General features: G+C 39.9%; 26 protein-coding genes. 25 read left to right on the forward strand and 1 reads right to left on the reverse strand.

What is annotated here, in order from left to right; translation table 11 throughout:
* The first annotated feature begins 10 nt into the window (after positions 1-10).
* The 23 genes from EL097_RS04750 (at position 11) to EL097_RS04855 (ending at position 17,486) form a co-directional block, all read left to right on the forward strand.
* Positions 11-475, forward strand: coding sequence for a capsid assembly scaffolding protein Gp46 family protein (locus tag EL097_RS04750; RefSeq protein ID WP_129544962.1), 465 nt, complete (start codon positions 11-13; stop codon positions 473-475).
* Positions 476-478: 3 nt separating this feature from the next.
* On the forward strand, positions 479-1,372 hold the full coding sequence (locus EL097_RS04755) for a phage major capsid protein (RefSeq protein ID WP_129544963.1): 894 nt from the start codon (positions 479-481) through the stop codon (positions 1,370-1,372).
* Between the two features lies 1 nt (position 1,373).
* Positions 1,374-1,502 carry a hypothetical protein gene (locus tag EL097_RS11045; protein WP_269471206.1) on the forward strand — a complete coding sequence of 43 codons (129 nt, stop codon included), beginning with the start codon at positions 1,374-1,376 and terminating at the stop codon, positions 1,500-1,502.
* Positions 1,503-1,522: 20 nt separating this feature from the next.
* Positions 1,523-1,945, forward strand: a complete 423-nt coding sequence (locus EL097_RS04760) for a phage Gp19/Gp15/Gp42 family protein (RefSeq protein WP_129544964.1) — start codon at positions 1,523-1,525, stop codon at positions 1,943-1,945.
* Positions 1,905-2,243, forward strand: a complete 339-nt coding sequence (locus EL097_RS04765) for a hypothetical protein (protein WP_129544965.1) — start codon at positions 1,905-1,907, stop codon at positions 2,241-2,243. The genes EL097_RS04760 and EL097_RS04765 overlap by 41 nt, the downstream gene beginning before the upstream one ends.
* Positions 2,236-2,472 (forward strand): hypothetical protein, encoded by a 237-nt coding sequence (locus EL097_RS04770; RefSeq protein WP_129544966.1) that lies wholly within the window; start codon positions 2,236-2,238, stop codon positions 2,470-2,472. The genes EL097_RS04765 and EL097_RS04770 overlap by 8 nt, the downstream gene beginning before the upstream one ends.
* The gene (locus EL097_RS04775) at positions 2,473-2,808 is read left to right on the forward strand and encodes a hypothetical protein (RefSeq protein WP_129544967.1); all 336 of its coding nucleotides are present in this window, start codon (positions 2,473-2,475) and stop codon (positions 2,806-2,808) included. It abuts the gene before it with no gap.
* A gap of 11 nt (positions 2,809-2,819) precedes the next feature.
* Positions 2,820-3,404 carry a phage tail tube protein gene (locus tag EL097_RS04780; protein ID WP_129544968.1) on the forward strand — a complete coding sequence of 195 codons (585 nt, stop codon included), beginning with the start codon at positions 2,820-2,822 and terminating at the stop codon, positions 3,402-3,404.
* A 10-nt stretch (positions 3,405-3,414) separates the two neighbouring features.
* Positions 3,415-3,678, forward strand: a complete 264-nt coding sequence (locus tag EL097_RS04785) for a hypothetical protein (protein ID WP_003051674.1) — start codon at positions 3,415-3,417, stop codon at positions 3,676-3,678.
* Positions 3,679-3,692: 14 nt separating this feature from the next.
* The gene (locus EL097_RS04790) at positions 3,693-4,064 is read left to right on the forward strand and encodes a DUF5361 domain-containing protein (protein WP_129544969.1); all 372 of its coding nucleotides are present in this window, start codon (positions 3,693-3,695) and stop codon (positions 4,062-4,064) included.
* A complete protein-coding gene (locus EL097_RS04795; RefSeq protein WP_129544970.1) occupies positions 4,064-6,421 on the forward strand; it encodes a phage tail protein in 2,358 nt (785 codons plus the stop codon). Before EL097_RS04790 ends, EL097_RS04795 begins: the two co-directional genes overlap by 1 nt.
* Complete coding sequence (locus EL097_RS04800) at positions 6,418-7,113, forward strand: hypothetical protein (RefSeq protein WP_129544971.1); 696 nt, start codon at positions 6,418-6,420, stop codon at positions 7,111-7,113. Before EL097_RS04795 ends, EL097_RS04800 begins: the two co-directional genes overlap by 4 nt.
* Positions 7,110-9,068 carry a phage tail spike protein gene (locus EL097_RS04805; protein WP_129544972.1) on the forward strand — a complete coding sequence of 653 codons (1,959 nt, stop codon included), beginning with the start codon at positions 7,110-7,112 and terminating at the stop codon, positions 9,066-9,068. The genes EL097_RS04800 and EL097_RS04805 overlap by 4 nt, the downstream gene beginning before the upstream one ends.
* Positions 9,065-10,522 (forward strand): hyaluronate lyase N-terminal domain-containing protein, encoded by a 1,458-nt coding sequence (locus EL097_RS04810; protein ID WP_129544973.1) that lies wholly within the window; start codon positions 9,065-9,067, stop codon positions 10,520-10,522. The genes EL097_RS04805 and EL097_RS04810 overlap by 4 nt, the downstream gene beginning before the upstream one ends.
* 2 nt (positions 10,523-10,524) lie before the next feature.
* Positions 10,525-11,118 (forward strand): hypothetical protein, encoded by a 594-nt coding sequence (locus tag EL097_RS04815; RefSeq protein ID WP_129544974.1) that lies wholly within the window; start codon positions 10,525-10,527, stop codon positions 11,116-11,118.
* Positions 11,119-11,128: 10 nt separating this feature from the next.
* The gene (locus EL097_RS04820) at positions 11,129-13,054 is read left to right on the forward strand and encodes a gp58-like family protein (protein WP_129544975.1); all 1,926 of its coding nucleotides are present in this window, start codon (positions 11,129-11,131) and stop codon (positions 13,052-13,054) included.
* Between the two features lie 5 nt (positions 13,055-13,059).
* Positions 13,060-13,488 carry a DUF1617 family protein gene (locus EL097_RS04825; protein WP_129544976.1) on the forward strand — a complete coding sequence of 143 codons (429 nt, stop codon included), beginning with the start codon at positions 13,060-13,062 and terminating at the stop codon, positions 13,486-13,488.
* Between the two features lie 2 nt (positions 13,489-13,490).
* Entirely contained in the window at positions 13,491-14,105 is a 615-nt protein-coding gene (locus tag EL097_RS04830; protein WP_129544977.1) for a DUF1366 domain-containing protein, read from the forward strand.
* 10 nt (positions 14,106-14,115) lie between these two features.
* Positions 14,116-14,436: a hypothetical protein gene (locus EL097_RS04835; protein WP_021733504.1), complete on the forward strand. Its 321-nt coding sequence runs from the start codon at positions 14,116-14,118 to the stop codon at positions 14,434-14,436.
* 1 nt (position 14,437) lies between these two features.
* Positions 14,438-14,770 carry a phage holin gene (locus tag EL097_RS04840; protein ID WP_129544978.1) on the forward strand — a complete coding sequence of 111 codons (333 nt, stop codon included), beginning with the start codon at positions 14,438-14,440 and terminating at the stop codon, positions 14,768-14,770.
* Positions 14,771-14,773: 3 nt separating this feature from the next.
* A complete protein-coding gene (locus EL097_RS04845) occupies positions 14,774-15,970 on the forward strand; it encodes a glucosaminidase domain-containing protein (RefSeq protein WP_129544979.1) in 1,197 nt (398 codons plus the stop codon).
* A 137-nt stretch (positions 15,971-16,107) separates the two neighbouring features.
* On the forward strand, positions 16,108-16,632 hold the full coding sequence (locus EL097_RS04850; RefSeq protein WP_129544980.1) for a Panacea domain-containing protein: 525 nt from the start codon (positions 16,108-16,110) through the stop codon (positions 16,630-16,632).
* The gene (locus EL097_RS04855; protein ID WP_129544981.1) at positions 16,620-17,486 is read left to right on the forward strand and encodes a DUF334 domain-containing protein; all 867 of its coding nucleotides are present in this window, start codon (positions 16,620-16,622) and stop codon (positions 17,484-17,486) included. The genes EL097_RS04850 and EL097_RS04855 overlap by 13 nt, the downstream gene beginning before the upstream one ends.
* A 62-nt stretch (positions 17,487-17,548) precedes the next feature.
* Here the strand turns inward: EL097_RS04855 and EL097_RS04860 are convergent, their stop codons facing one another.
* Positions 17,549-18,349, reverse strand: a complete 801-nt coding sequence (locus EL097_RS04860) for a DNA/RNA non-specific endonuclease (RefSeq protein ID WP_164993788.1) — start codon at positions 18,347-18,349, stop codon at positions 17,549-17,551.
* Between the two features lie 237 nt (positions 18,350-18,586).
* On the opposite strand from EL097_RS04860, the gene EL097_RS04865 reads away from it, so the two are divergent.
* Both EL097_RS04865 and uvrA read left to right on the forward strand, forming a co-directional pair.
* Positions 18,587-18,769, forward strand: coding sequence for a competence regulator inhibitor paratox (locus EL097_RS04865; RefSeq protein WP_129544983.1), 183 nt, complete (start codon positions 18,587-18,589; stop codon positions 18,767-18,769).
* A gap of 228 nt (positions 18,770-18,997) precedes the next feature.
* The gene (gene uvrA / locus EL097_RS04870) at positions 18,998-21,823 is read left to right on the forward strand and encodes an excinuclease ABC subunit UvrA (RefSeq protein WP_003045172.1); all 2,826 of its coding nucleotides are present in this window, start codon (positions 18,998-19,000) and stop codon (positions 21,821-21,823) included.
* Positions 21,824-21,917: the final 94 nt, after the last annotated feature.

The following is a 21,917-nucleotide window of genomic DNA, read 5'->3' on the forward strand; positions in this document are numbered from 1 at the left end:
GGACGTTAATATGTCAGAATTTAAAGTTATTGAAACACAAGAAGAGTTGGACACGATTGTTAAAGCTCGCATTGCTCGAGAACGTGAGAAGTATCAAGATTACGACCAACTGAAAACTCGTGTTGAAGAACTAGAAGAAAAAGAAACAAATTATCAAGCTATTATTGAGAAGCTTAAAGACCGTGAAACTGAATTATCAACTCAGTTGGAATCAGTTAACGGGGAACTTACTCAAACTAAGTTGCAAACAGCTAAACAGCGTATTGCGACAGAATTCGGACTTCCACTTGATTTAGCGGATAGATTACAAGGTGAGGATGAGGAAGGTTTCAAAGCTGATGCAGAGCGATTGGCTTCATATATGGCACCTAAACAACCTACTCCGCCTGTAAAATCAAACGAACCAGCAGAAATTGATGAAAAAACTGCTGCTCTAAAACAAGTCGTAAACAATTTAACTACAAAAGGAGAATAGAAAATGACACTTAAACAAGGAACACTCTTTCCAGCAACACTTATTCCAGAACTTATCTCAAAAGTGCAAGGTCACTCTGTGCTTGCTAAATTATCTACTCAAACTCCAATTCCGTTCAATGGAACAGAACAGTTCATCTTTAATTTAAACGGTAATGCTCAAATTGTTGGCGAAGGAGATCAAAAGAAAGCAGGAGATGCTACTTTGACTTCTAAGGTCATTAAGCCTTTGAAATTCGTATATCAAGCTCGCATTACTAATGAATTTATGTATGCTTCCGATGAAAAGAAAATCAATTATCTTCAAGCATTCGCCGATGGATTTGCCAAAAAAATTGCTGAAGCTTTTGATATTGCAGCTATTCATGGACTGGAGCCAAAGGCATTGACAGACGCATCATTCCGTGCGACAAACTCATTTGATGGGGTCGTTGACGGTAATTTAGTCGATTATGTTGCCGAAAACATTGATGATAATATTGAAGCCGCTGTCCAAGCAGTTCGTGCAAAGGGTGGAGATGTAACAGGACTCGCTCTTTCGCCAACAGCAGGAGGCGCTCTTGGCAAACTCAAAGATGCAAATAAATCTCATATCTTCCCAGAATTCCGTTTTGGACAAAATCCTGACTCATTCTACGGTATGAAATCAGATATTAACAAAACTTTGGTCCAGGCGGGCGGAACTGCTAAAAAGGATCATGCTATCGTTGGTGACTTCGAGAACATGTTTAAATGGGGCTATGCTGAAAATATCCCTATGGAAGTTATCGAGTATGGTGATCCAGATGGGGCAGGACGCGACCTTAAAGCCTATAACGAAGTATGCCTTCGTGCCGAGGCATTCATTGGTTGGGGAATTTTGGATAAGGATTCATTCGCTATCGTGAAGGAGGACTAGTATGGCAATCTATAAAGATTCTAAAACAGGTGCTATCTTAGTGACAGATAGTGTTCTTGGTGGAGACTGGGAACTTGTTGAGCCTGAAAAAAAGAAAAAAACTACAAAGAAGAAAGATGAGGCCGAATAGCCTCTTGGAAAGGGGTTGTTATGGCAAATTTCGCAACAACAGATGACGTCATTTTATTATGGCGTCCTTTATCTGTTGATGAATTGAAACGTGCAAATGCGCTCTTGAAAGTCGTATCAGATACGTTGAGGATGGAAGCTGACAAAGTTGGCAAAGACTTAGATAAAACGATGGTTGATAAACCTTATTTTGTTAATGTTATTAAATCGGTTACGGTTGACATTGTAGCTAGAACACTCATGACATCTACTCAAGGCGAACCAATGGCCCAAGAGAGCCAATCAGCACTCGGGTACACATGGTCTGGAACCTACCTAGTCCCTGGAGGTGGTCTTTTTATTAAGGATAGTGAGTTGAAGCGTCTCGGACTAAAAAAACAAAGATATGGAGGGATTGAGCTTTATGGCGAAATTAAAAGGGATAACAGTTACTTTAGTCGATAAGACTATTAGCGGAAAAGACCCTTTTGGAAATCCTGTAACAGTTGATTTTGATATTGAGGTGGAAAATGTACTTGTTGCACCGGCAACGACCGAAGATATCACAAATCAGTTATCATTGACCGGAAAAAAAGTTGAATATGTCTTGGCTATACCCAAAGGAGATGAACACGATTGGGAAAACAAGGAGGTTAGATTCTTTGGTAAAAAATGGCGCACAGTTGGCTTACCTCTTAAAGGAATTGAAGAGCTTATACCACTAGACTGGAATAAGAAAGTGATGGTGGAACGCTATGAGTAAGTTTAAGTTTAAGCTTAATAGAGCTGGTGTTGCCGAATTGATGAAATCATCAGAAATGCAGCAGGTATTAACCGCTAAGGCCACAGCCATCAGAGAACGTTGTGGTGATGGATATACACAAGATATCCATGTCGGGAAAAATAGGGCCAACGCCATGGTCAGCGCTAAAACCATAAAAGCCAAGAAAGATAACTCAAAAAATAACACACTGTTAAAGGCGGTGCGCTAATTGATTGAAGTAATTATCAAAAAATATTTAGACGAGCACTTAGATGTGCCGTCTTTTTTTGAACATCAAAAAGATGAACCTGCACGATTTATCATCTTAGAAAAGACTAGTGGGGCTAAGCAAAATCATTTGCTAAGTTCCACATTTGCTTTTCAAAGTTATGCCGAATCGTTGTATGAGGCGGCTTTACTTAATGACAAAGTAAAGCAAGTAATTGAGCAGCTTGATGTCTTGCCACAAGTTTCTGGTGTACATCTTAACGCTGACTACAATTTTACAGATATAGCAACTAAGCGTTATCGCTATCAAGCTGTATTTGATATTAATCATTATTAAAGGAGATATTGATGAATAAGAATGATAATAAAAATGTAACATCTGCAAAGCCCAAGACCGGTGGGGCGATTTATTCGGCACCGCTTGGTACTAAATTGCCCGAGGATGCAAAATCAGAATTAGATACTAAATTTAAGAATTTGGGTTATGTATCCGAGGATGGTGTGGTCAATGAAGATACACGTTCATCCGAAAATATTAAAGCTTGGGGCGGAGATATTGTTGGAGCTGTTCAGACGGAAAAAGAAGATAAGTTTACTTATAAGCTGATTGAGTCGCTAAATGTGGAGGTACTCAAAGAAGTTTATGGTTCTTCTAACGTTACTGGAGATTTAGATAAAGGTATCCATATCAAGTCAAACTCAAAAGAGTTAGAAGCCCATGCAATTGTTGTTGACATGATTATGAATGGTGGCATTCTTAAACGAATTGTCTTGCCAAATGCAAAAGTTGATGAGGTAGGTGAAATTAAGTATGTCGACGGGGAAGTTGTCGGATACGAAACAATCCTAAAATGTTTCCCAGATGAAAATGGGGACACTCATCACGAATATATTGTGAAACCAAGCTCAAAAGGTGAGAACTTTGAAATGTAAGAGGTAGTAAATGGAAATTTTAAAAGGAAAAACAACATCGGGATTTGAATACGAAATCCCTAAAAAACGATTAAAAAACTTTGAACTTGTTGAAGCTATTGCAGAAGAGGAAACAGATCCAACAGCAGTAGTTAAAATCGTTAATTTGTTACTTGGTGATGCTGCTAAGTCTCTAAAAGAACATGTACGAGATGCAGATGGTATCGTAGATATTGAAGCTATCGGAGTAGAAATCAAAGAAATTTTTGAAAGTCAAAAAGATTTAAAAAACTAGCAATCCTCGCTCAGATGATAGTAAAAGATGATGATGCGTTAACTTGTGATTTAGCTGAAACCTACGGCATATATGATTACAAACAGCTACCTGCTTATCAGGTGGCTGTTTTTGCTGTCGGTTTGAGGTCCAACTCTAGGATAAAAATGGCATTATCTGGAGAGACAGAGGCTTTGGATACTGTTTTGTTAGCTGGTATTTACGATAATACTAACTTGCTGTTTTGGTCTAAAACTAAGGATGGTCAATCTGGTCAAAACAAACCTAAATCCATGGTGGAAGCTATATCTGGATCTAAATCACAAAAAGCTAATGATGTCATTTCTTTTGCGTCTGGCGAGGATTTTGCAAATGCACGTAAACAATTACTAGGAGGTAATGGCTAATGGCAACAGAACTTGGTCAAGCGTATGTGCAAATTATGCCATCCGCTCGTGGAATAAGTGGAGCAATCTCGAAGCAACTTGATCCCGAAGCAAGGTCGGCTGGTTTGAGCGCTGGTTCGCTCATTGGTGGTAATCTCGTTAAAATGATTGGTAGTGCCATTGCAGCTGCTGGAATCGGTAAGATGATTTCGTCTGCCTTGTCCGCTGGTGCTGACTTACAGCAATCTTTTGGTGGTATTGATACCTTGTATAAGGGCGCTGAGACTGCTGTCAAAGGGTTTGCTAAAGAGGCCTACAAAGCTGGTATATCAGCAAATACCTATGCGGAACAAGCGGTATCTATGGGTGCATCTCTTAAACAATCCCTTGGAGGTGATGCCGTTGCGGCTGCCAAGGCTGCTAACATGGCAATCATGGATATGGCCGACAACTCGGCTAAGATGGGTACTGATATCGCATCAATCCAAATGGCCTACCAGGGATTTGCTAAGCAAAACTACACCATGCTGGATAACCTCAAATTGGGATACGGTGGTACAAAAGAAGAGATGAAGCGTCTTTTATCAGACGCTGAAAAGTTACCTGCCGCTATGGGCAAGAAGTTTGATTTGAGTAATTATGCTGATGTGGTTGAGGCTATACACTTGGTACAAGATAACATGGGTATCGCTGGAGTAGCTGCGGAAGAAGCAAAAACTACCTTTTCAGGCTCATTAGCTGCTATGAAGTCCTCTTTTACAAATGTACTGGCAGGTTTATCACTGGGAGATGATATAAGACCGGCTTTACGAGGACTAGCTGAGACAACTTCTAATTTCTTATTTGGTAACTTTATTCCGATGGTGGCAAATATCTTTAAAGGATTACCATCGGCAATTGGTACTTTTATTGGAGCTGCAGCTCCTATTATCGCAAGCCAATTCCAAGGTCTAATGAGTAGCCTCGGGATTAGTATTGATTTAAGTCCTATTACTGCTAAATTCGCACAGATTGGCCAAAATTTACAACATGTTTTTAACGGTTTAAAAACGGCTTTTAGTCAGTTGCCATCATTTTTTACAAGTGTTGGCAGTGCAATTGCACCAGTAATAGACACTATTGTCAGCGGATTAGCTAGATTAGATTTTAGTGGTTTTGAGGCTTTAATTTCAGCAATCTTACCAGCAATTCAAGCAGGATTTCAAACATTCATGTCTATTGTAGGTCCAGCGATTAGTCAGCTTGTAAATAGCTTTGTTAATCTTTGGAATGCTTGCCAACCTCTAGTAACAATATTAAGCGGCGCATTGATGCCAGCTTTTCAAATTTTAGGAGCTTTTCTCGGCGGAGTCTTACAAGGAATCCTTGGTAGTATTAGCTTTGCATTTGATGCTTTAAAAGTTGTTATTGAGTTTTTAACACCTGTCATTGATTGGCTTGTTCAGGGATTTAATGCAATTGCCCCAGCATTACAAACCGTTGCCCAGTGGGTAGGTAATGTCATCGGTATATTTACTAGCTTAGGTGCATCTGGGCAAGGTTTAAGTAGCATGCTAAGCAGTGCTTGGGGGAACATCCAAACAGTAGTTTCGACAGCTAAAAATATGATAACTTTGGCGATTGATGGTATTAAATTGGTATTTAGCAATCTAGGGAATGCTGGAAATATTTTAAAAGGATTACTTTCGGCAGCGTGGTCAGCTATGCAAAATGCAGTAGTGATAGCTAAGGGTGTTATCAACGGTGCGATAAGCGCTATAAAAACAGCATTTAGCAGCTTTGGTAATCTTGTATCTAGCGTAAGTGGCACGATAAAAGCTGTTATCGGCAGTTTAAAAAATGTTTTTTATAGTTTAGCAAGCATTGACTTAGTTGGTGCAGGACGTGCTATCATGCAAGGTTTCCTAAACGGACTAAAATCGATGTGGGGGGCAATCACCGGCTTCGTTGGCGGTATTGCTGACTGGATTCGTAAGCACAAAGGGCCTATCTCATACGATAGGGTTTTGCTAAAACCCGCAGGTAAAGTAATCATGCAAGGGTTTAACAATAGCTTGATGGATGGATTCAAGGAGGTTAAATCAAATGTCTCTGGCATGGCTGATGATCTTGCAGGCACCATGACAGGTAAAAGTCTATCCCTCGACATCGATGCTAAACCAAGCGTCACAGCTGATGACTTGCTATCAAGCAATATTAGTACTAAAACTACAGTCGGTTCTGCTACAAGTGACTTGTCATTATTCTTTGTTAAGGTCCTTGCTCTGTTGCAAGATATCCTTGATAAAAATACGGATGTCTATCTAGACAAAGAAAAAGTCAGCGCTATTTTATACGAAGAATTTGCCAAAATTATGGCTAGAGAGGGGATTGTATGATACCTAAAGTTATTATTGATGATTTTGACACATCTTCAATCCCTAATTGTGTTTTGACCAGCTACGATGTGGGGGATATTCTATCCCCTAGTTTTGTCGAAAATGAAGCTTATGGCATGAATGTAACTAGTAGGGAATTGGAGTCATATAATGAATCTAAACCAACCATGATGTGGCATTTGAGTACTTTTGATGATGCAGTTAATCTAGTTAATCATTTAGACGGCCTTAGTAAAAAAATCGAATTTTGGCACATACCTAACTCTATTTATTACTATGATTGCTTATCTGTCAAAATCAATGCGGTAACCATGTCATCATGGCGCGTGACTCTCAAACTTGCTCTTTATCCATTTAGATACGCAAAAGGTGTCTCAGATGTAGTAATTGCAGGCAACGGAAACATTAACAATACAGGAAATGTTTTCAGCGAACCTAAGATAGTTGTTGAGGGTACTGGTAAAGGAACGCTAACCATTGGCAAACAGGTCATGGAATTAAATTTGTCAGGTAAAGCAACGATTGAGTGCAAACATGGCCAACAATGCGTCTATGATGCTGAAGGTAATGTGAAAAACTCAATCCGAATAAGAGGAAGTTTTTTTGAAATACAACCTGGCACACAAGGTATTGCCGTCAGTGGAGGCATTACCAGAACAATAATTAGTCCAAGGTGGAGGTATAAGGTTTGATATCGATTAAAGATGATAATACACCTCTCGTAGCAGCCTTTGAAGATGAGATTACACAGGAGGCCAATGGTGAATACAAACTAAGTTTTAAATATCCTGCTAAACACGAGTATCGCCCTTTAATAAAAAAAGGAATAATCTTAGAAGCTGATGATCTGCATGGTCCTCAGCTTTTTAGGATTTTTGAAATTACTAAGCGGCATGGCTATATTAACGTTTATGCTAATCAGATCGCTGATGACTTAAATGGCTATGCAATTGACACTATTAGTGTTGATAGAGTGCAAGGTATGAAAGTTATGTCAGAGCTGGCGGGTAGTATCAAGCGTAAGCATCCTTTTAGCTTTTTTAGTGATATTGACGGCTGTCACACATTTAATCAATCAGACGTATCTGTTATGGACGCTTTAGCTAATGGCAAGCACTCAATCATGGGCCAGTGGGGTGGTGAACTTGTACGAGATAAGTATCAAGTTAACTTGCTTAAAAAAGCCGGCAAAGATACTGAGACTTTGTTTATGTACAAGAAAAACCTCAAATCCTATGAGGAGACAGATACCATAAAAGGTCTCATCTCGATACTGCATCTTGTAGCAGAAGTTGAGGAGCAGCAGGAAGAGGAACCTAGAGAAGTTTCTGATGCGGACGTTGGTCGCAATGAAGTTAGCAAAAAGAAAACGATTAGAGTAACTGTTGAGAGCAAGCTCAAAGACACTCATCCGATAATTGTTGAAAAGACTATCAAGGTGCAGGATCAAGATGTCAAATCAGAAGAGGACTTGCTTGCATATGGTAAGAAATACTTTGAAAAAACTCTTTGCGATATACCAGGTAATAGTTTAAAAATTGATGTTACTAATAACTACGAGGGCACTGTTAGGCTATTTGATACAGCAATTGTCTTCCACGAGGTCTATGACCGAGACTTGCGGATGCAAATTACTGGATATAAATTTGCCCCGATGGCTGACAGGCTAAAATCTATCAGCTTCGGAGAGATTAAAACTAATTTAGCAAAACAAATTAGCAATCAAATTGATAATAAGGTGGCTGAAGCAACTGCTCAACATGATGCAGTCTTTGAAGCAAAATTACAAAAGCAAATTGACAATGCTAATCGTGTCTTTGATTCAAAAGAGACTCAAATCCGCCAAGAAATTGAAGACAGCATCAAAAAAGCTGAAGCTAATGCCGAGGTCAAAGTTGCCGAGGTTAATGCTAAGGTGCTGGAAGCTGAGAAGATAGCCAAGGAAGTTGATGAGCGACTAAAAGAGTTTTTAAACGATGCAGAAATCAAGCAAAAAGAATTTGAAGAAACTTTGCGAAACTTATCACTCCCAGAGGAAGCCATCAAAAAAATCACAGATGCTATCAAGGTCGATGACATCCCGTCGATTAAACAAAGCTTTGATGACTTAAAAAACAAGGTCAGCGAGACGACCGAGACTGCACGGCTAAATGCTGAGATTATCGGGACAGACGGTAAGACACGCTACAACAAAAATTTATTGGTTGGCGATCCTAACCGTGTAAAAAAATATGATGAGGATTTTATCGAGGTTGAAGCCAATGACGGTGGCTTTAAACGTGGCGAGACTTACACGATTAGCTTTAGTCAAACGTGCGAACTACTCAAAAAAGTGGCTATCACGCTTACTCAGACTAATAATAAAGGCATTAAATTAACGCTGAAACCAACCAAAGCCAAAATGGATGCGCAGACGTTCGAGGTCACTAAGGATAAACAGTCTATAGAGGTCTATCCTTTAAGCTACACGGCTGTTTTAACTGGCGATTGGTATAAATCTAAGCAAGTAGATTTAAATGCGTCAGAGGCGCAAGAATTAGCGCTTGAGATGTCTTATAAAGAGGTCGCAGATGCTAAAGGTGCAACTATTATCGGTAAGCAGTCTGATAAACCAAAAATTATTTTAGATGGAAGGAGGGACAGATGACATCAGTTGAAACAATACCAATAAAAATCGTCTTTGACCGCAAAGATGCCTCAGAATGGCAGTCTACTAACCCTGTCATTGATGCAGGGGAGATGGTCGTAGAGCTAGACACTCATAAATTGAAGGTCGGTGATGGCAAATTGAACTACAACGACCTGCCTTACTACGAAGGTCCGCAAGGGGAATCGGTCACCAAAGTACAGCTATCCGAAAATGGAGACTTATCTGTATGGATTGGGGATAAAGAGACTAAGCTCGGCAACATCAAAGGTCAAAAAGGTGATAAAGGGACAAGTATTACCGACATCACAAAAGATGGTGAGACGCTCACTATCAAACTATCAGACGACACTCAAAAAACCTTTAATATCCCCAATGGCCAAAAAGGGGATAGAGGTAAGAGTGTAGAGAGCGCCAGAGTTGATGAGTCAGGTCACTTAAGGCTAAAAATCGAGGAAGAGCAAGAAAAAGACCTTGGTAATGTTAAAGGGGATAAAGGTGATAGTATCACTATCACAGACCAACAGCGTGTCTCTGAGGGCGTACAGCTTACGTTTAGTGATGAAACTAAAGTAGTCATCCCAAAAGGTGAAAAAGGTGACACTGGTGATGCTAAAAACATTGACTTGTCAGTTTATGCTACAAAAGCAGAACTTAAAGAGATTGACGTAAGCAAACAGCTAACTGATTACCTACAAAAAACCGAAGCGGACAAGACCTATCTAAAAAAATCAGACAAGGTTGAGTTGCCAAGAGACTTAGTTAAAACCGGTGATATTGCAGATGTTGTCCGTAAGCCAGATTTAACAGCTTACGCAACAAAAGACGAGCTTAAAAAGATATCGGTTGGTCAAGCTATACCTGTTTTTACCACTAGCTACCAGTACGACAGTGGCTACCTCAAGTACTATAGTGACAGCTATCGAGCCACTTGGTCAGTCAATGAGGATGCAAGCAAGTTGCTGGCTGGTGATATTGTGGCGCTCGAAATAACCAATACGAGCGAGAGAGCCAAAAACTACCTTATCGTGTCTGTTGTGTCATCGTCGAGGTCAAGCATCACGTCAATCAGTCGAGAGCTATCTAAGGATAAGCCAGAAGGCACAACGTTTTTGACTCAAAAAGACGCAGATAAAATCTATGCTACTAAACAACATAAGCACGAGATTAACGATGTCAACGGCTTACAGAGTGCTTTAAGTCATAAAGCCAATGCTCAACATAGTCATAGCGAGTACTTAGAGCAATCAACAGCTGACAGTCTTTATCTTGCTAAACACGAGATTGAGGGATATTTGTCTAGCTACGTCAGACAAGGCGAGCTACAGCATCAGCTTAATAATATCGGCAAAATCAAAGACGAGGTGACAGGACAGTATCTGTCTGTTCGTGTGGTCGATAACGGTCAAGTACCAAGAGACACAAGTGGCATGATTGTTTTTGAGAGGGCTTAGCGATGGCAATACAAGAGATTAAAGATACTGCTTTTTATAAACTCGATGGTCGAACCATAGGCTACAGCTTGCTCCCAAAATCTAGCTTATCTCTTGGGCAATTTTATATTACAATCTCTGATCGATATAATTTTGATGTAGGCAGAGATGTTGATATCTATAAAATTATATCCAGTACACAAGCTGATGTGTATAAAGCTAATAAGTATAACTATCAGTCTGTAGCAACATCTTCGCCGCCAGCCCCAAAAAACGACAGTTTATATCAGTCGATTACGATTGACGGTAAAGCAATTGGTCGCGTTATCTGCAATAACCGAACGATTTGGCAAAGGCAAGCTCAAAATGCAAATAATAAGGGCTGGTCACAATTATGGCAAGGGACCTTATCTTTAGACGATGTCAAATTACTCGCTTACAAGACCTATAAGTTTAGATCTGGAGCAGAGGAAATGATTAAAAATGCCAACGAATTGATAGGTTTGTACGAGTCAATTAATGGTAATACTTTAATTGCCCGATACGACCACAGTAACAACCAATTGCTCATCAGCGGATTTGGTCAAAATCTAGTCACGGTTTATGGTAAAAATTAGGAGGTAACAATTGAGCAGAGACCCAACAATAACACTAGACGAGTCAAACCTTGTCATCGGTCAAGATGGACGTGTGCATTACACATTTACCGCAGATGACGATAACCAAAAAGTCAGATTAGCCAGCAACTGTCTAGGGACAGCGCACTTTAATCAGGTGATGATTGAGCGAGGGGATAAAGCCACTAGCTATGTTGCGCCTGTGGTAGTTGAGGGCAGTGGTGAGTCAACGGGTGTCTTTAAAAGCCTTGAGGAGATGCTTAGTGGCCTACAGTCTATTAATTTAGAGCTGACAGACACCAAAAACTCTAACCTTTGGTCAAAAATCAAGCTGACGACAAACGGTATGTTACGCGAGTATCATCGTGATAACATCACAACGGAAATTATTGAAAAAGCTGATGGTATCGCTACACGTATTAACGATGAGACTGACCAAAAACTTGCACTTATTAATGAGACAGTATCAGGCATCAGACGTGAGTATCAAGACGCTGATAGACAGCTATCGTCAAGCTATCAGGCAGGTATTAACGGCTTAAAAGCTCAACTAGCCAATGATAAAATCGGTTTGCAAGCTGAGATTAAGCTGGCAGCCCAAGGGCTATCACAAAAGTATGATGACGAGCTGCGCAAGCTATCTGCTAAGATTACCACTACCTCATCAGGCACGACCGAGGCCTACGAGAGTAAATTAGACGGCTTACGTGCTGAGTTTACTCGTAGTAATCAAGGCATGCGGACAGAGCTCGAGTCGCAAATCAGCGGATTAAGAGCCGTGCAGCAATCCACAGCTAGCCAAATCTCACAAGAGATTAAAGACAGGACAGGAGCTGTCAGTCGTGTGCAACAGGACTTAGCTAGCTATCAGCGGCGATTGCAGTCCGCAGAGGATAATTACAGTAGCTTAACCCAGACAGTTACTGGTCTGCAGTCAACTGTTAGCGACCCTCGCAATGGACTTAAGTCACGACTCACCCAGTTAAGTGACCTAATCAGCACCAAGGTATCAAAAGGTGATGTTGAGACAACTATTGCTCAGAGTTACGACAAGATAGCTTTAGCAATCAGGGATAAACTCCCGGCAAGCAAGATGACTGGCAGTGAGATTATCTCGGCAATCAATCTTGATAGGTCTGGGGTTAAAATCACTGGAAAAAATATCACTCTTGATGGCAACAGCTACATCAGCAATGCCGTCATTAAAGATGCTCATATTGCTAACATGGACGCTGGCAAGATTAATACCGGCTATCTCAGTGGTAATAGGATTGCGGCAGAAGCTATCACTGGTGAGAAAATTAAGATGGACTATGCCTTTTTTAATAAACTCACTGCTAACGAGGGATACTTTAGGACATTGTTTGCCAAGGATATCTTTGCAACATCAGTTCAATCTGTTACGTTATCGGCAAGTAAAGTTACCGGTGGTGTATTAGCTGCTACAAATGGGGCAAGTCAGTGGGACCTAAATAATGCCAATATGACCTTTAATAGAGATGCAACTATTAACTTTAATAGTAGTAATAACGCTTTAGTGCGGAAGGATGGCACTCACACTGCTTTTGTGCATTTTAGTAATGCTACACCAAAAAACTTTACAGGCTCAGCATTGTATGCGTCAATCGGAATCACTTCATCAGGTGATGGTATTAATAGCGCATCATCTGGTCGCTTTTGTGGAGCAAGATTTTTTAGGCAAGCAAATAGCTATAATCACACGGCAAACGTTGACCAGGCTGAGGTTTACGGTGATAACATATTGCTAGTAGACGACTTTAGTATTAACCGTGGCTTTAAATTCAGGCCAGATAAAATGCCAGGCCTTTTGGATATGAATAATCTATTCGAGGCAGTTGTCGAATGCGGTCGGGCCTTGCGAGATATGGGAAGACCACAGGCAAACACAATCAGAAATCTCATAGGAGGATGGTAAAAAACATGCAATTAACTATTAAAAACAAAGATTTAAACACGCTACATAATGTGCTTGATAAAATCAAAGTAACCAACATGCGTGCCAATCGTGGACGTGCCAAGCTACTTGCAAAAGTAGAGGCTAAGCTAAGCGAGTATGCTAAAGATCAGGTTGATATTATTGACCAGTATGTCTCTAAAAATGATGATGGCAAGTGGATTACAGATGACAAAGGCAATCCAAAAATCGATGACACGTCAAAACTAGCTGAGCTTAACGACTTTTTAGACGAGTTGGCAAGTGAGCCTATCATCATCAAAGGTGGTGAATATTCTAAGCGATTTATCGATTTTTTGGAATACTTGGCAGAATCGGAAGATGAGTTTACATCAGAAGAAATTGTCTTAATTGACAACGTTTTAGAACAATTTGAAGAAAGTAAAGGAGAATAACTATGGCACGCAATTGGAAAGTAACAGGAAAATACCCACAATTTGACGGCACAGGAGCAGTCGCAAGCACTCACGTTATTATTACAGCAGAGGATGGCTCAGTCATCTCTCAACCAATCAAGCAGGACTTAACCTCAACTAATGACACAGAGATCATCAAAGCTGCCTTGGAAGAGTTTAAAAAATCCGAATATGTCGAAATCGCTATGGGCGAAGCCGTCCAAAAGGTTGATGATTTGGAAAAACTGTCACAGGAAACTGCCAAGACTGCCAAGACTGCTCAAACAGCCGCTGGACTAGCTAAAGTGTCCGCAGAGCGTACACAGCGGATGATTAACTTGCAAACTATCCACGTATTGACTACTAGCGATAAAGTAGAGCCTGATATTTACAAAGGCATGCTTGAGCTTATTGAGCCTGTCAAAAAAGGTGAGTACAAAGCTTATGATGTCTTTACAGTTGTAGACGAGTTGCATGAGGAGCAGGCAGGTGAAGGTAATCTTGTCTTTGTGCACGTTAACGAGCCATTTGAGTATGACAAACAAACGCTGGAAGAGCTAGAGGAAGAGGAAAAAGTCACAGTTATCAAATATGCAGATTTGGTTAAGCAGGATTAGAGGTGGTTAGATGCACGAAATCTTAATACAAATCAAAGAGTTAGCGGGGGCAGTAAGTGCCCTTGCCCTCATTGGTGGTGCTATGATTTGGATTTACAAAAAGCTTGTTATTGAGCCAGATAGCAGACTAGCAGAAAGATTGCAGGTGGAAAATAATAAGTTGCTGACGGACACGGTAAATCCTCTGACTGATGCCATCAAAGATCTAAATTATAATCTCAACACTGCCACAAAAGAGAGAGCGGAGATGCGTAAGGACATTGAAGTGCATGAAGGAAGACTAGATGCTCACGACATCCGACTAACTGTTTTAGAGACAAAGGAGAAATAAAATGCAAGAAATTACTAATATTATTACAGGATCATCACTATCAATTTTGACTATTTTGGCAGGTATTGTGGTTAAGCTTGTTAAAGACTATCTACTAAAAAAAGGTGGCGAAAAAGCGGTTAAAATCGCTGAAATTGTCGCTCGTAATGCTGTTGAAGCCGTTGAACAAATTGCTTATGACAAGGACATCAAAGGTATCGAAAAACTAACAGAAGCTAAGGTTGCGGTTCGTGATGAGTTGTCTAAACATAACGTCTATTTGTCCGAGAAACAAATGGAAGTTTTTATCGAAGCAGCTGTTAAACGCATGAATGATAACTGGAAAGATCAGTGACAGATGACCTTTTTAGATAAAATCAAACAAGGCTGCTTAGATGGCTGGACTAAGTACAAAATCTTGCCATCGTTAACCGCAGCACAAGCAATCTTAGAGAGCGGGTGGGGCAAACATGCCCCGCATAACGCTTTGTTTGGGATTAAGGCTGATAACTCTTGGGCAGGTAAGTCATTTAATACTAAAACCCAAGAGGAGTATCAACCAGGCGTTGTTACTGACATTGTAGACCGTTTTAGGGCTTATGACAGTTGGACTGATAGCATTATTGATCACGGTAAGTTTTTAAACGATAATCCACGTTACAAGGCTGTTGTCGGCGAGACCGACTACAAAAAGGCCTGTCATGCTATAAAAAATGCAGGTTACGCCACAGCTTGCGGCTATGCAGATCTGTTGATAAAGTTGATTGAGGAAAACAACTTGCAAAAATGGGATAAGGAAGCCTTAAAAACTAATAAGGAGGTAACGATGACAACCGCAAATGAGATTGTACAATACTGTGTCGACCTAGCCAATTCAGGCATGGGTGTTGACAAAGACGGTGCTTATGGGACGCAGTGCTGTGACTTGCCATGTTTTATCGTCAAAAACTGGTTCGGCATTGATTTATGGGGTAATGCGATTGACCTGTTAAATAGCGCATCTGCGCAAGGGCTAGAGGTTATCTATAACGCACCTGGAGTTAATCCAAAAGCTAGTGACTTATTTGTCATGGAGGTAGCTGGCAGTCCTTATGGACACACAGGAGCTGTTATTGAGGACAGTGATGGCTATACCATTAAAACTGTTGAGCAAAACATTGACGGCAACTGGGACAGTTTACAAGTAGGTGGCCCCGCTCGCTTTAACACTCGTGATTTTACTGGCGTTGTCGGGTGGATTAGGTTACCTGTTGGCCATACTAACCAGACAGTAGATACAGCACCGCAAACCTCTGACACTATCGTGGAGACACCAAAAACAGGTACCTTTACGCTAGATGTTGCAGAAATCAATATCAGACGCTGGCCAAGTCTGGCAAGCGAAGTAGTAGGCAGCTATAAGCAAGGTGACACCGTTAACTTTGATAGCAAGGGCTACGCTAATGGCTACTACTGGATTAGCTATGTTGGCGGCTCAGGCAAACGAAGCTACATGGCTATTGGGATAACTGATAAAGATGGTAATATCATCAGCCTTTGGGGTAAATTAAATTAGATAAGACAAACGCCCTCGCTTTTGCGGGGGCTGTTTTTGTTATCAAAATCAATATGTAGTGTTAGCTAAAAAGTTAGCTAACAAAATATAGTACTTGACAAATATGTTATAATTAAGAAAAAGGAGGTGTAATTGAGATGCATGCATTATTTGTTGCAAATTATATAATTGAGTATTCAAATAAAAAAGGCTACAAAATCAATAACCTTAAATTGCAAAAATTATTATACTTCGTTAATGTAAGGAACATTCTTGAAAATGGAGCTCCGCTTTTTGAAGAGAGTATGGAAAAGTGGAAGTATGGACCTGTTGTTCCTGATGTCTATCATGAATATAAACGTTTTGGAGCTTTTTCCATTTCTACAGACGAGATGATTATGGAATATGTTGAATTCAGCGTCAGCCCATTCGGGGAGTTATCTGACCTAGAGATAACTGAATATGACTCACAAAAAGTAGAGAATACTCAATTGATTGAGAATACAGTTGATGCTCTGCATGGGTTCGGTCCGTTCGACCTTGTTGATATTACTCATGACCATACACCTTGGAAAAAGTATGAGGATAGAATAATGGACGGTGTCCAAGGAATTAAATATACAATCGAAGAAATAAAAGACTTTTTTGGACATAATCCAGGGGCTAAAATATGGGTACAATAGCTCCAGCGTTTATGGAATTATTACTAGATGCTAATTTTTGCAAAGCACCAGTAAATAATCAAGACACTTTATTAAAGGTTTATCATAGGGAAATGGCTAAAGATAATGTCACAATTCCTTATGAAATAATTGCTGAATATGTGTATAGTCACGAAGATAGCGTTGAAGAAAATGAGAAATTAAACTCAAATATCGACTTTATTATTTCGGAATTTTCAGGGACTGATACACAAAAAGATATTTTGATAAAAAACCTCGATAAAATAAAAAGCAATTATTCATTAGCTCAAACTCAGAAAAAATTTATACTTAAAAACTCTCAAGAAGCTAAAGATGTTCTGGAGAAGATTATCCCTGAGCTAAAAACATTAGCAAAAGAAACTTTTAACATTGCAGATACAAATGACGAATTAAAAAAACAATCAGCAGAGACTAACGGTGTTTTGCAAAAAGTTAAGCAAGAAGTGGATGACGTTCGGAATACAAAATCTTCAATCTACACAGACTTTATTGCTATCTTAGGAGTGTTTTCAGCTTTTGTTTTTGTTATGTTTGGTGGTATAGATGTAGCAAGGGCGATATTTGACATTGGTAATGATCTTCAGACTCTTGATTTATCAAGGATGATTACTGTCTCAAGTCTAATGCTAATCGGTGTATTGACATTGATGTATTCTTTATTGCTGTGGGTAGCTAGAATTACAGGTAAAAATTTTGGTAACTGCTATTCGTCAAAATGTAATAATGGGTGTCAGCATAAATGGCGTCATTTTCTCATGAGACATTCATTTTATTTTTCTTTGATGGCATTACTAATTATTGTAATTTTTTTTAGTCATTATGTGTTTAAATAAAAAAACAAAACCGCTCAGATTAATTTCTGGGCGGTTGTTTTTTATAGTGCAGTCAATTTATGTTAAGCGGCTTCTTCAAACTCTTCGGTTTCTACGTTACTATCTTCTTCGTTTTGAGTTGAATCTAGCATCATTCCTGTTTGGTAATCCAATTCAGCTAAAGGAGATACGTTGTCTAGTGTAACTGATGTTACGCCGTAGTTATCTACACTTTCTTTTTCACCACCTAACTTAATTTGAAGTAGATTTCCATCTTCATCAATTCCAACATATTGTAGAATTACTTGGCGAGGGACTAACTCATTTTCATGATAAATGGGAGTAACTTTATAGTCTAGCCAGAAGTTAGGATGTAAAGCTAACCAACTGTCTAATCTGTTTTCGTAATAGAGCATTCCTAAAGGATTTCTGTCACTAAAACCAGTATTAAGGTATTTTGTCATTGTAACTAGATTTTTAGGTTCGTCATTTAAACCACTAAATTGATAGCCAACCAGATGGCCGCGATCCATTAACCAAGTTGTTTTTCCATTAGCATCAGTCAGCTTGTAGTTATGCCAGCCAGGAGGATTGAATTTAAGTCCTTTTCGCTGAATTTTAGGCTCATCCTGATCTTTAAGCTGTATGTGTGCGAAGGTTGGTCTTCGCAGATTATCAAGGTCGCCCAAAACTAATTTGTAGCTACCAGTAAATGGCAAGATTCCAGGTGCTTCAGTCGCCTTCGTTCCTGACAAAATCTCCGTGGTAGTAGGGAAATTTCTAATTTTTTTGGCTGCCGTGGCAGTACTTGTTGTGAAAGTGGTTAGTATAGCTATTAAAATGACAGCTAAACCTTGCCAAATACGACGATTTGCTTTAGACATATCCATGTCCTCCTTTAATTATTTACAGGTTAAGTATACCACTTTAAATTAAAAAAACTTAAAATTAATAAAATTAATTTGTTGCCAATATTGTACTAAAATTTCTTTTTATTTAATATTCGTTAATAAGAAGTGGTTTTATTTGTAATAAAGTAGATGTTATTAAATTTTAAATAAGCTTTAAATTTAATTATGTTATTTCCTGTAAAATACGAATAATAAGATAAGGAGGTATTTATGCTAACATACGACGAATTTAAACAGGCTATTAATGACGGGTATATCGTAGGAGACACAGTTATGATCGTGCGCAAAAACGGACAGATTTTTGATTATGCGTTGCCTGGTGAGAAAGTAAGACCATGGGAGGTTGTGGCTGAGGAGAAAGTGGAAGAGGTGCTGATGGAATTAGACAAATAAAAAAAGACTTTTCCAAGTCCAAAAATCAGATGCTCCCCAGCGCAAAAATTACTACGTTATTTACTACGTTGTTTTTAAAATCAGTGTAATTGACCAGATAATGTAAGGTTGTAAAATGTTGATTTATCAAGTGATTGGGCAATGATAGCAAATGATACCATATTAAGGTTCTTTTCTGTTATAATATAAGAAATCTCGATTAGGAGGGTGCCGTTTGGCACATTCAAGATGCAAGATAAATTAATTATTCGTGGAGCGAGAGCCCACAATTTAAAAAATATTGATGTGGAAATTCCACGGGACAAGCTAGTTGTGGTGACAGGTTTGTCAGGTTCGGGAAAGTCCAGTCTAGCCTTTGACACCATTTATGCTGAAGGGCAACGCCGCTATGTGGAGAGTCTGTCTGCCTATGCAAGACAGTTCTTGGGCAATATGGAAAAACCTGATGTGGATTCCATTGATGGTCTTAGCCCTGCTATTTCCATTGACCAAAAAACCACCAGTAAAAATCCTCGTTCAACAGTTGGTACGGTGACTGAAATCAATGACTATTTGCGTTTGCTTTATGCACGTGTAGGGACACCTTACTGTGTTAATGGGCATGGAGCCATTACAGCATCTTCTGTAGAACAAATTGTAGAGCAGGTGTTAGTCCTCCCTGAGCGAACACGAATGCAAATTTTAGCCCCTATTGTTCGCCGAAAAAAAGGTCAGCACAAAACCATTTTTGAGAAAATCCAAAAGGATGGTTATGTCCGTGTGCGAGTTGATGGGGATATTTTTGATGTCACAGAAGTGCCAGAGTTGTCAAAAAGCAAGATGCACAACATTGAGGTTGTTATTGATCGTCTTGTCAATAAAGATGGTATTCGCAGTCGATTATTTGATTCTATTGAAGCAGCTTTAAGGCTGGGAGATGGTTATCTCGTTATTGACACCATGGATGGCAATGAACTGTTGTTTTCCGAGCATTATTCTTGTCCGGTTTGTGGGTTTACAGTTCCTGAATTGGAGCCAAGGCTCTTCTCCTTTAATGCACCGTTTGGCTCTTGTCCAACCTGTGATGGACTAGGCATCAAGTTGGAAGTGGATTTGGACTTGGTTGTTCCTGATCCAAGCAAGACTTTGAGAGAGGGAGCTTTGGCGCCTTGGAATCCTATTTCCTCTAATTATTACCCAACCATGCTTGAGCAAGCTATGGCAAGTTTTGGGGTGGATATGGATACGCCTTTTGGAGCCTTGACCGAGGAAGAAAGAGATTTAGTTCTTTATGGTTCAGGGGATCGAGAATTTCATTTTCACTATGTGAATGATTTTGGTGGTGAGCGTAACATTGACATTCCTTTTGAGGGGGTTGTGACCAATGTCAATCGCCGCTATCACGAAACTAACAGCGACTATACACGCAATGTGATGCGTGGCTATATGAACGAATTGACCTGTGCAACCTGTCATGGTTACCGTTTGAATGACCAAGCCTTGTGTGTGCATGTGGGAGGGGAACAAGGACCTAATATTGGTCAGATTTCAGAATTATCTATTGCCGACCACTTGCAGCTGTTAGAAGGATTGGAACTTTCAGAAAATGAAACCACTATTGCTAAGCCGATTGTCAAAGAAATTCATGACCGTCTGACTTTTCTAAATAATGTGGGACTCAATTACTTGACCTTGTCACGGGCTGCTGGAACTTTATCAGGTGGTGAAAGTCAGCGGATTAGGCTGGCGACACAAATTGGTTCCAACCTATCAGGTGTCCTTTATATTCTGGATGAGCCTTCTATTGGATTGCACCAAAGAGATAATGACCGTTTGATTGAAAGCCTGAAAAAAATGCGTGATTTGGGGAATACCTTAATTGTGGTAGAACACGATGAAGACACCATGATGCAGGCAGATTGGCTGATTGATGTGGGGCCAGGTGCAGGCGAGTTCGGTGGAAAAATTATTGCCTCTGGAACGCCGAAACAAGTGGCCAAGAACAAAAAATCCATCACTGGTCAATATTTGTCTGGTAAAAAATTCATTCCAGTTCCTCTAGAGCGCCGTTCTGGTAACGGTAGATTCATTGAAATAAAAGGAGCAGCGCAGAATAATCTTCAGAACCTTGACGTGAGATTCCCGCTGGGTAAATTTATTGCTGTCACAGGTGTATCGGGCTCAGGGAAGTCAACCTTGGTTAATAGTATTTTGAAAAAGGCTGTTGCCCAGAAACTAAACCGCAATGCTGATAAGCCTGGGAAATACCAGTCTATTTCTGGCATTGACCGTATTGAACGCTTGATTGACATCGATCAAAGTCCAATTGGAAGAACGCCACGGTCAAATCCGGCAACCTATACAGGAGTCTTTGATGATATTCGAGACTTGTTTGCCCAAACCAACGAAGCTAAGATTCGTGGCTATAAAAAGGGCCGTTTCTCTTTTAATGTTAAGGGTGGACGTTGTGAGGCTTGTTCAGGTGATGGGATTATCAAAATCGAAATGCACTTCTTACCAGATGTCTATGTTCCTTGTGAGGTTTGCCATGGCAGACGTTACAATTCTGAGACGCTTGAAGTGCATTATAAAGAAAAAAATATTGCTGAAGTGCTCGACATGACTGTGGATGATGCCTTGGTATTTTTCTCGGCTATCCCTAAAATTGCCCGAAAAATTCAAACCATTAAGGATGTTGGTCTAGGTTATGTGACCTTGGGTCAACCAGCTACCACCCTTTCTGGAGGAGAAGCCCAGCGGATGAAATTAGCTAGTGAGTTACACAAACGGTCGACAGGTAAGAGCTTGTATATCCTAGATGAGCCAACGACCGGTTTACATACGGACGACATCGCAAGACTATTAAAAGTTTTGGAACGCTTTGTGGACGATGGTAATACAGTTCTTGTGATTGAGCATAATTTGGACGTCATCAAATCTGCTGACCATATTATTGACTTAGGCCCAGAAGGCGGTGTCGGAGGTGGTCAGATTGTTGCTACGGGGACACCAGAAGAGGTAGCCCAAGTTAAAGAAAGTTATACCGGTCACTACTTGAAAATGAAATTACAGTAAAAAATGGATTTAGAACATAGACAAACTCTATTTTTAAGAAGGTGTCAATGACAATGATTTAATAATCATGATGTCAATTAACTCTTGAAACGCT

The sequence above is a fragment of the Streptococcus canis genome (assembly GCF_900636575.1).
Taxonomy (GTDB): domain Bacteria; phylum Bacillota; class Bacilli; order Lactobacillales; family Streptococcaceae; genus Streptococcus; species Streptococcus canis.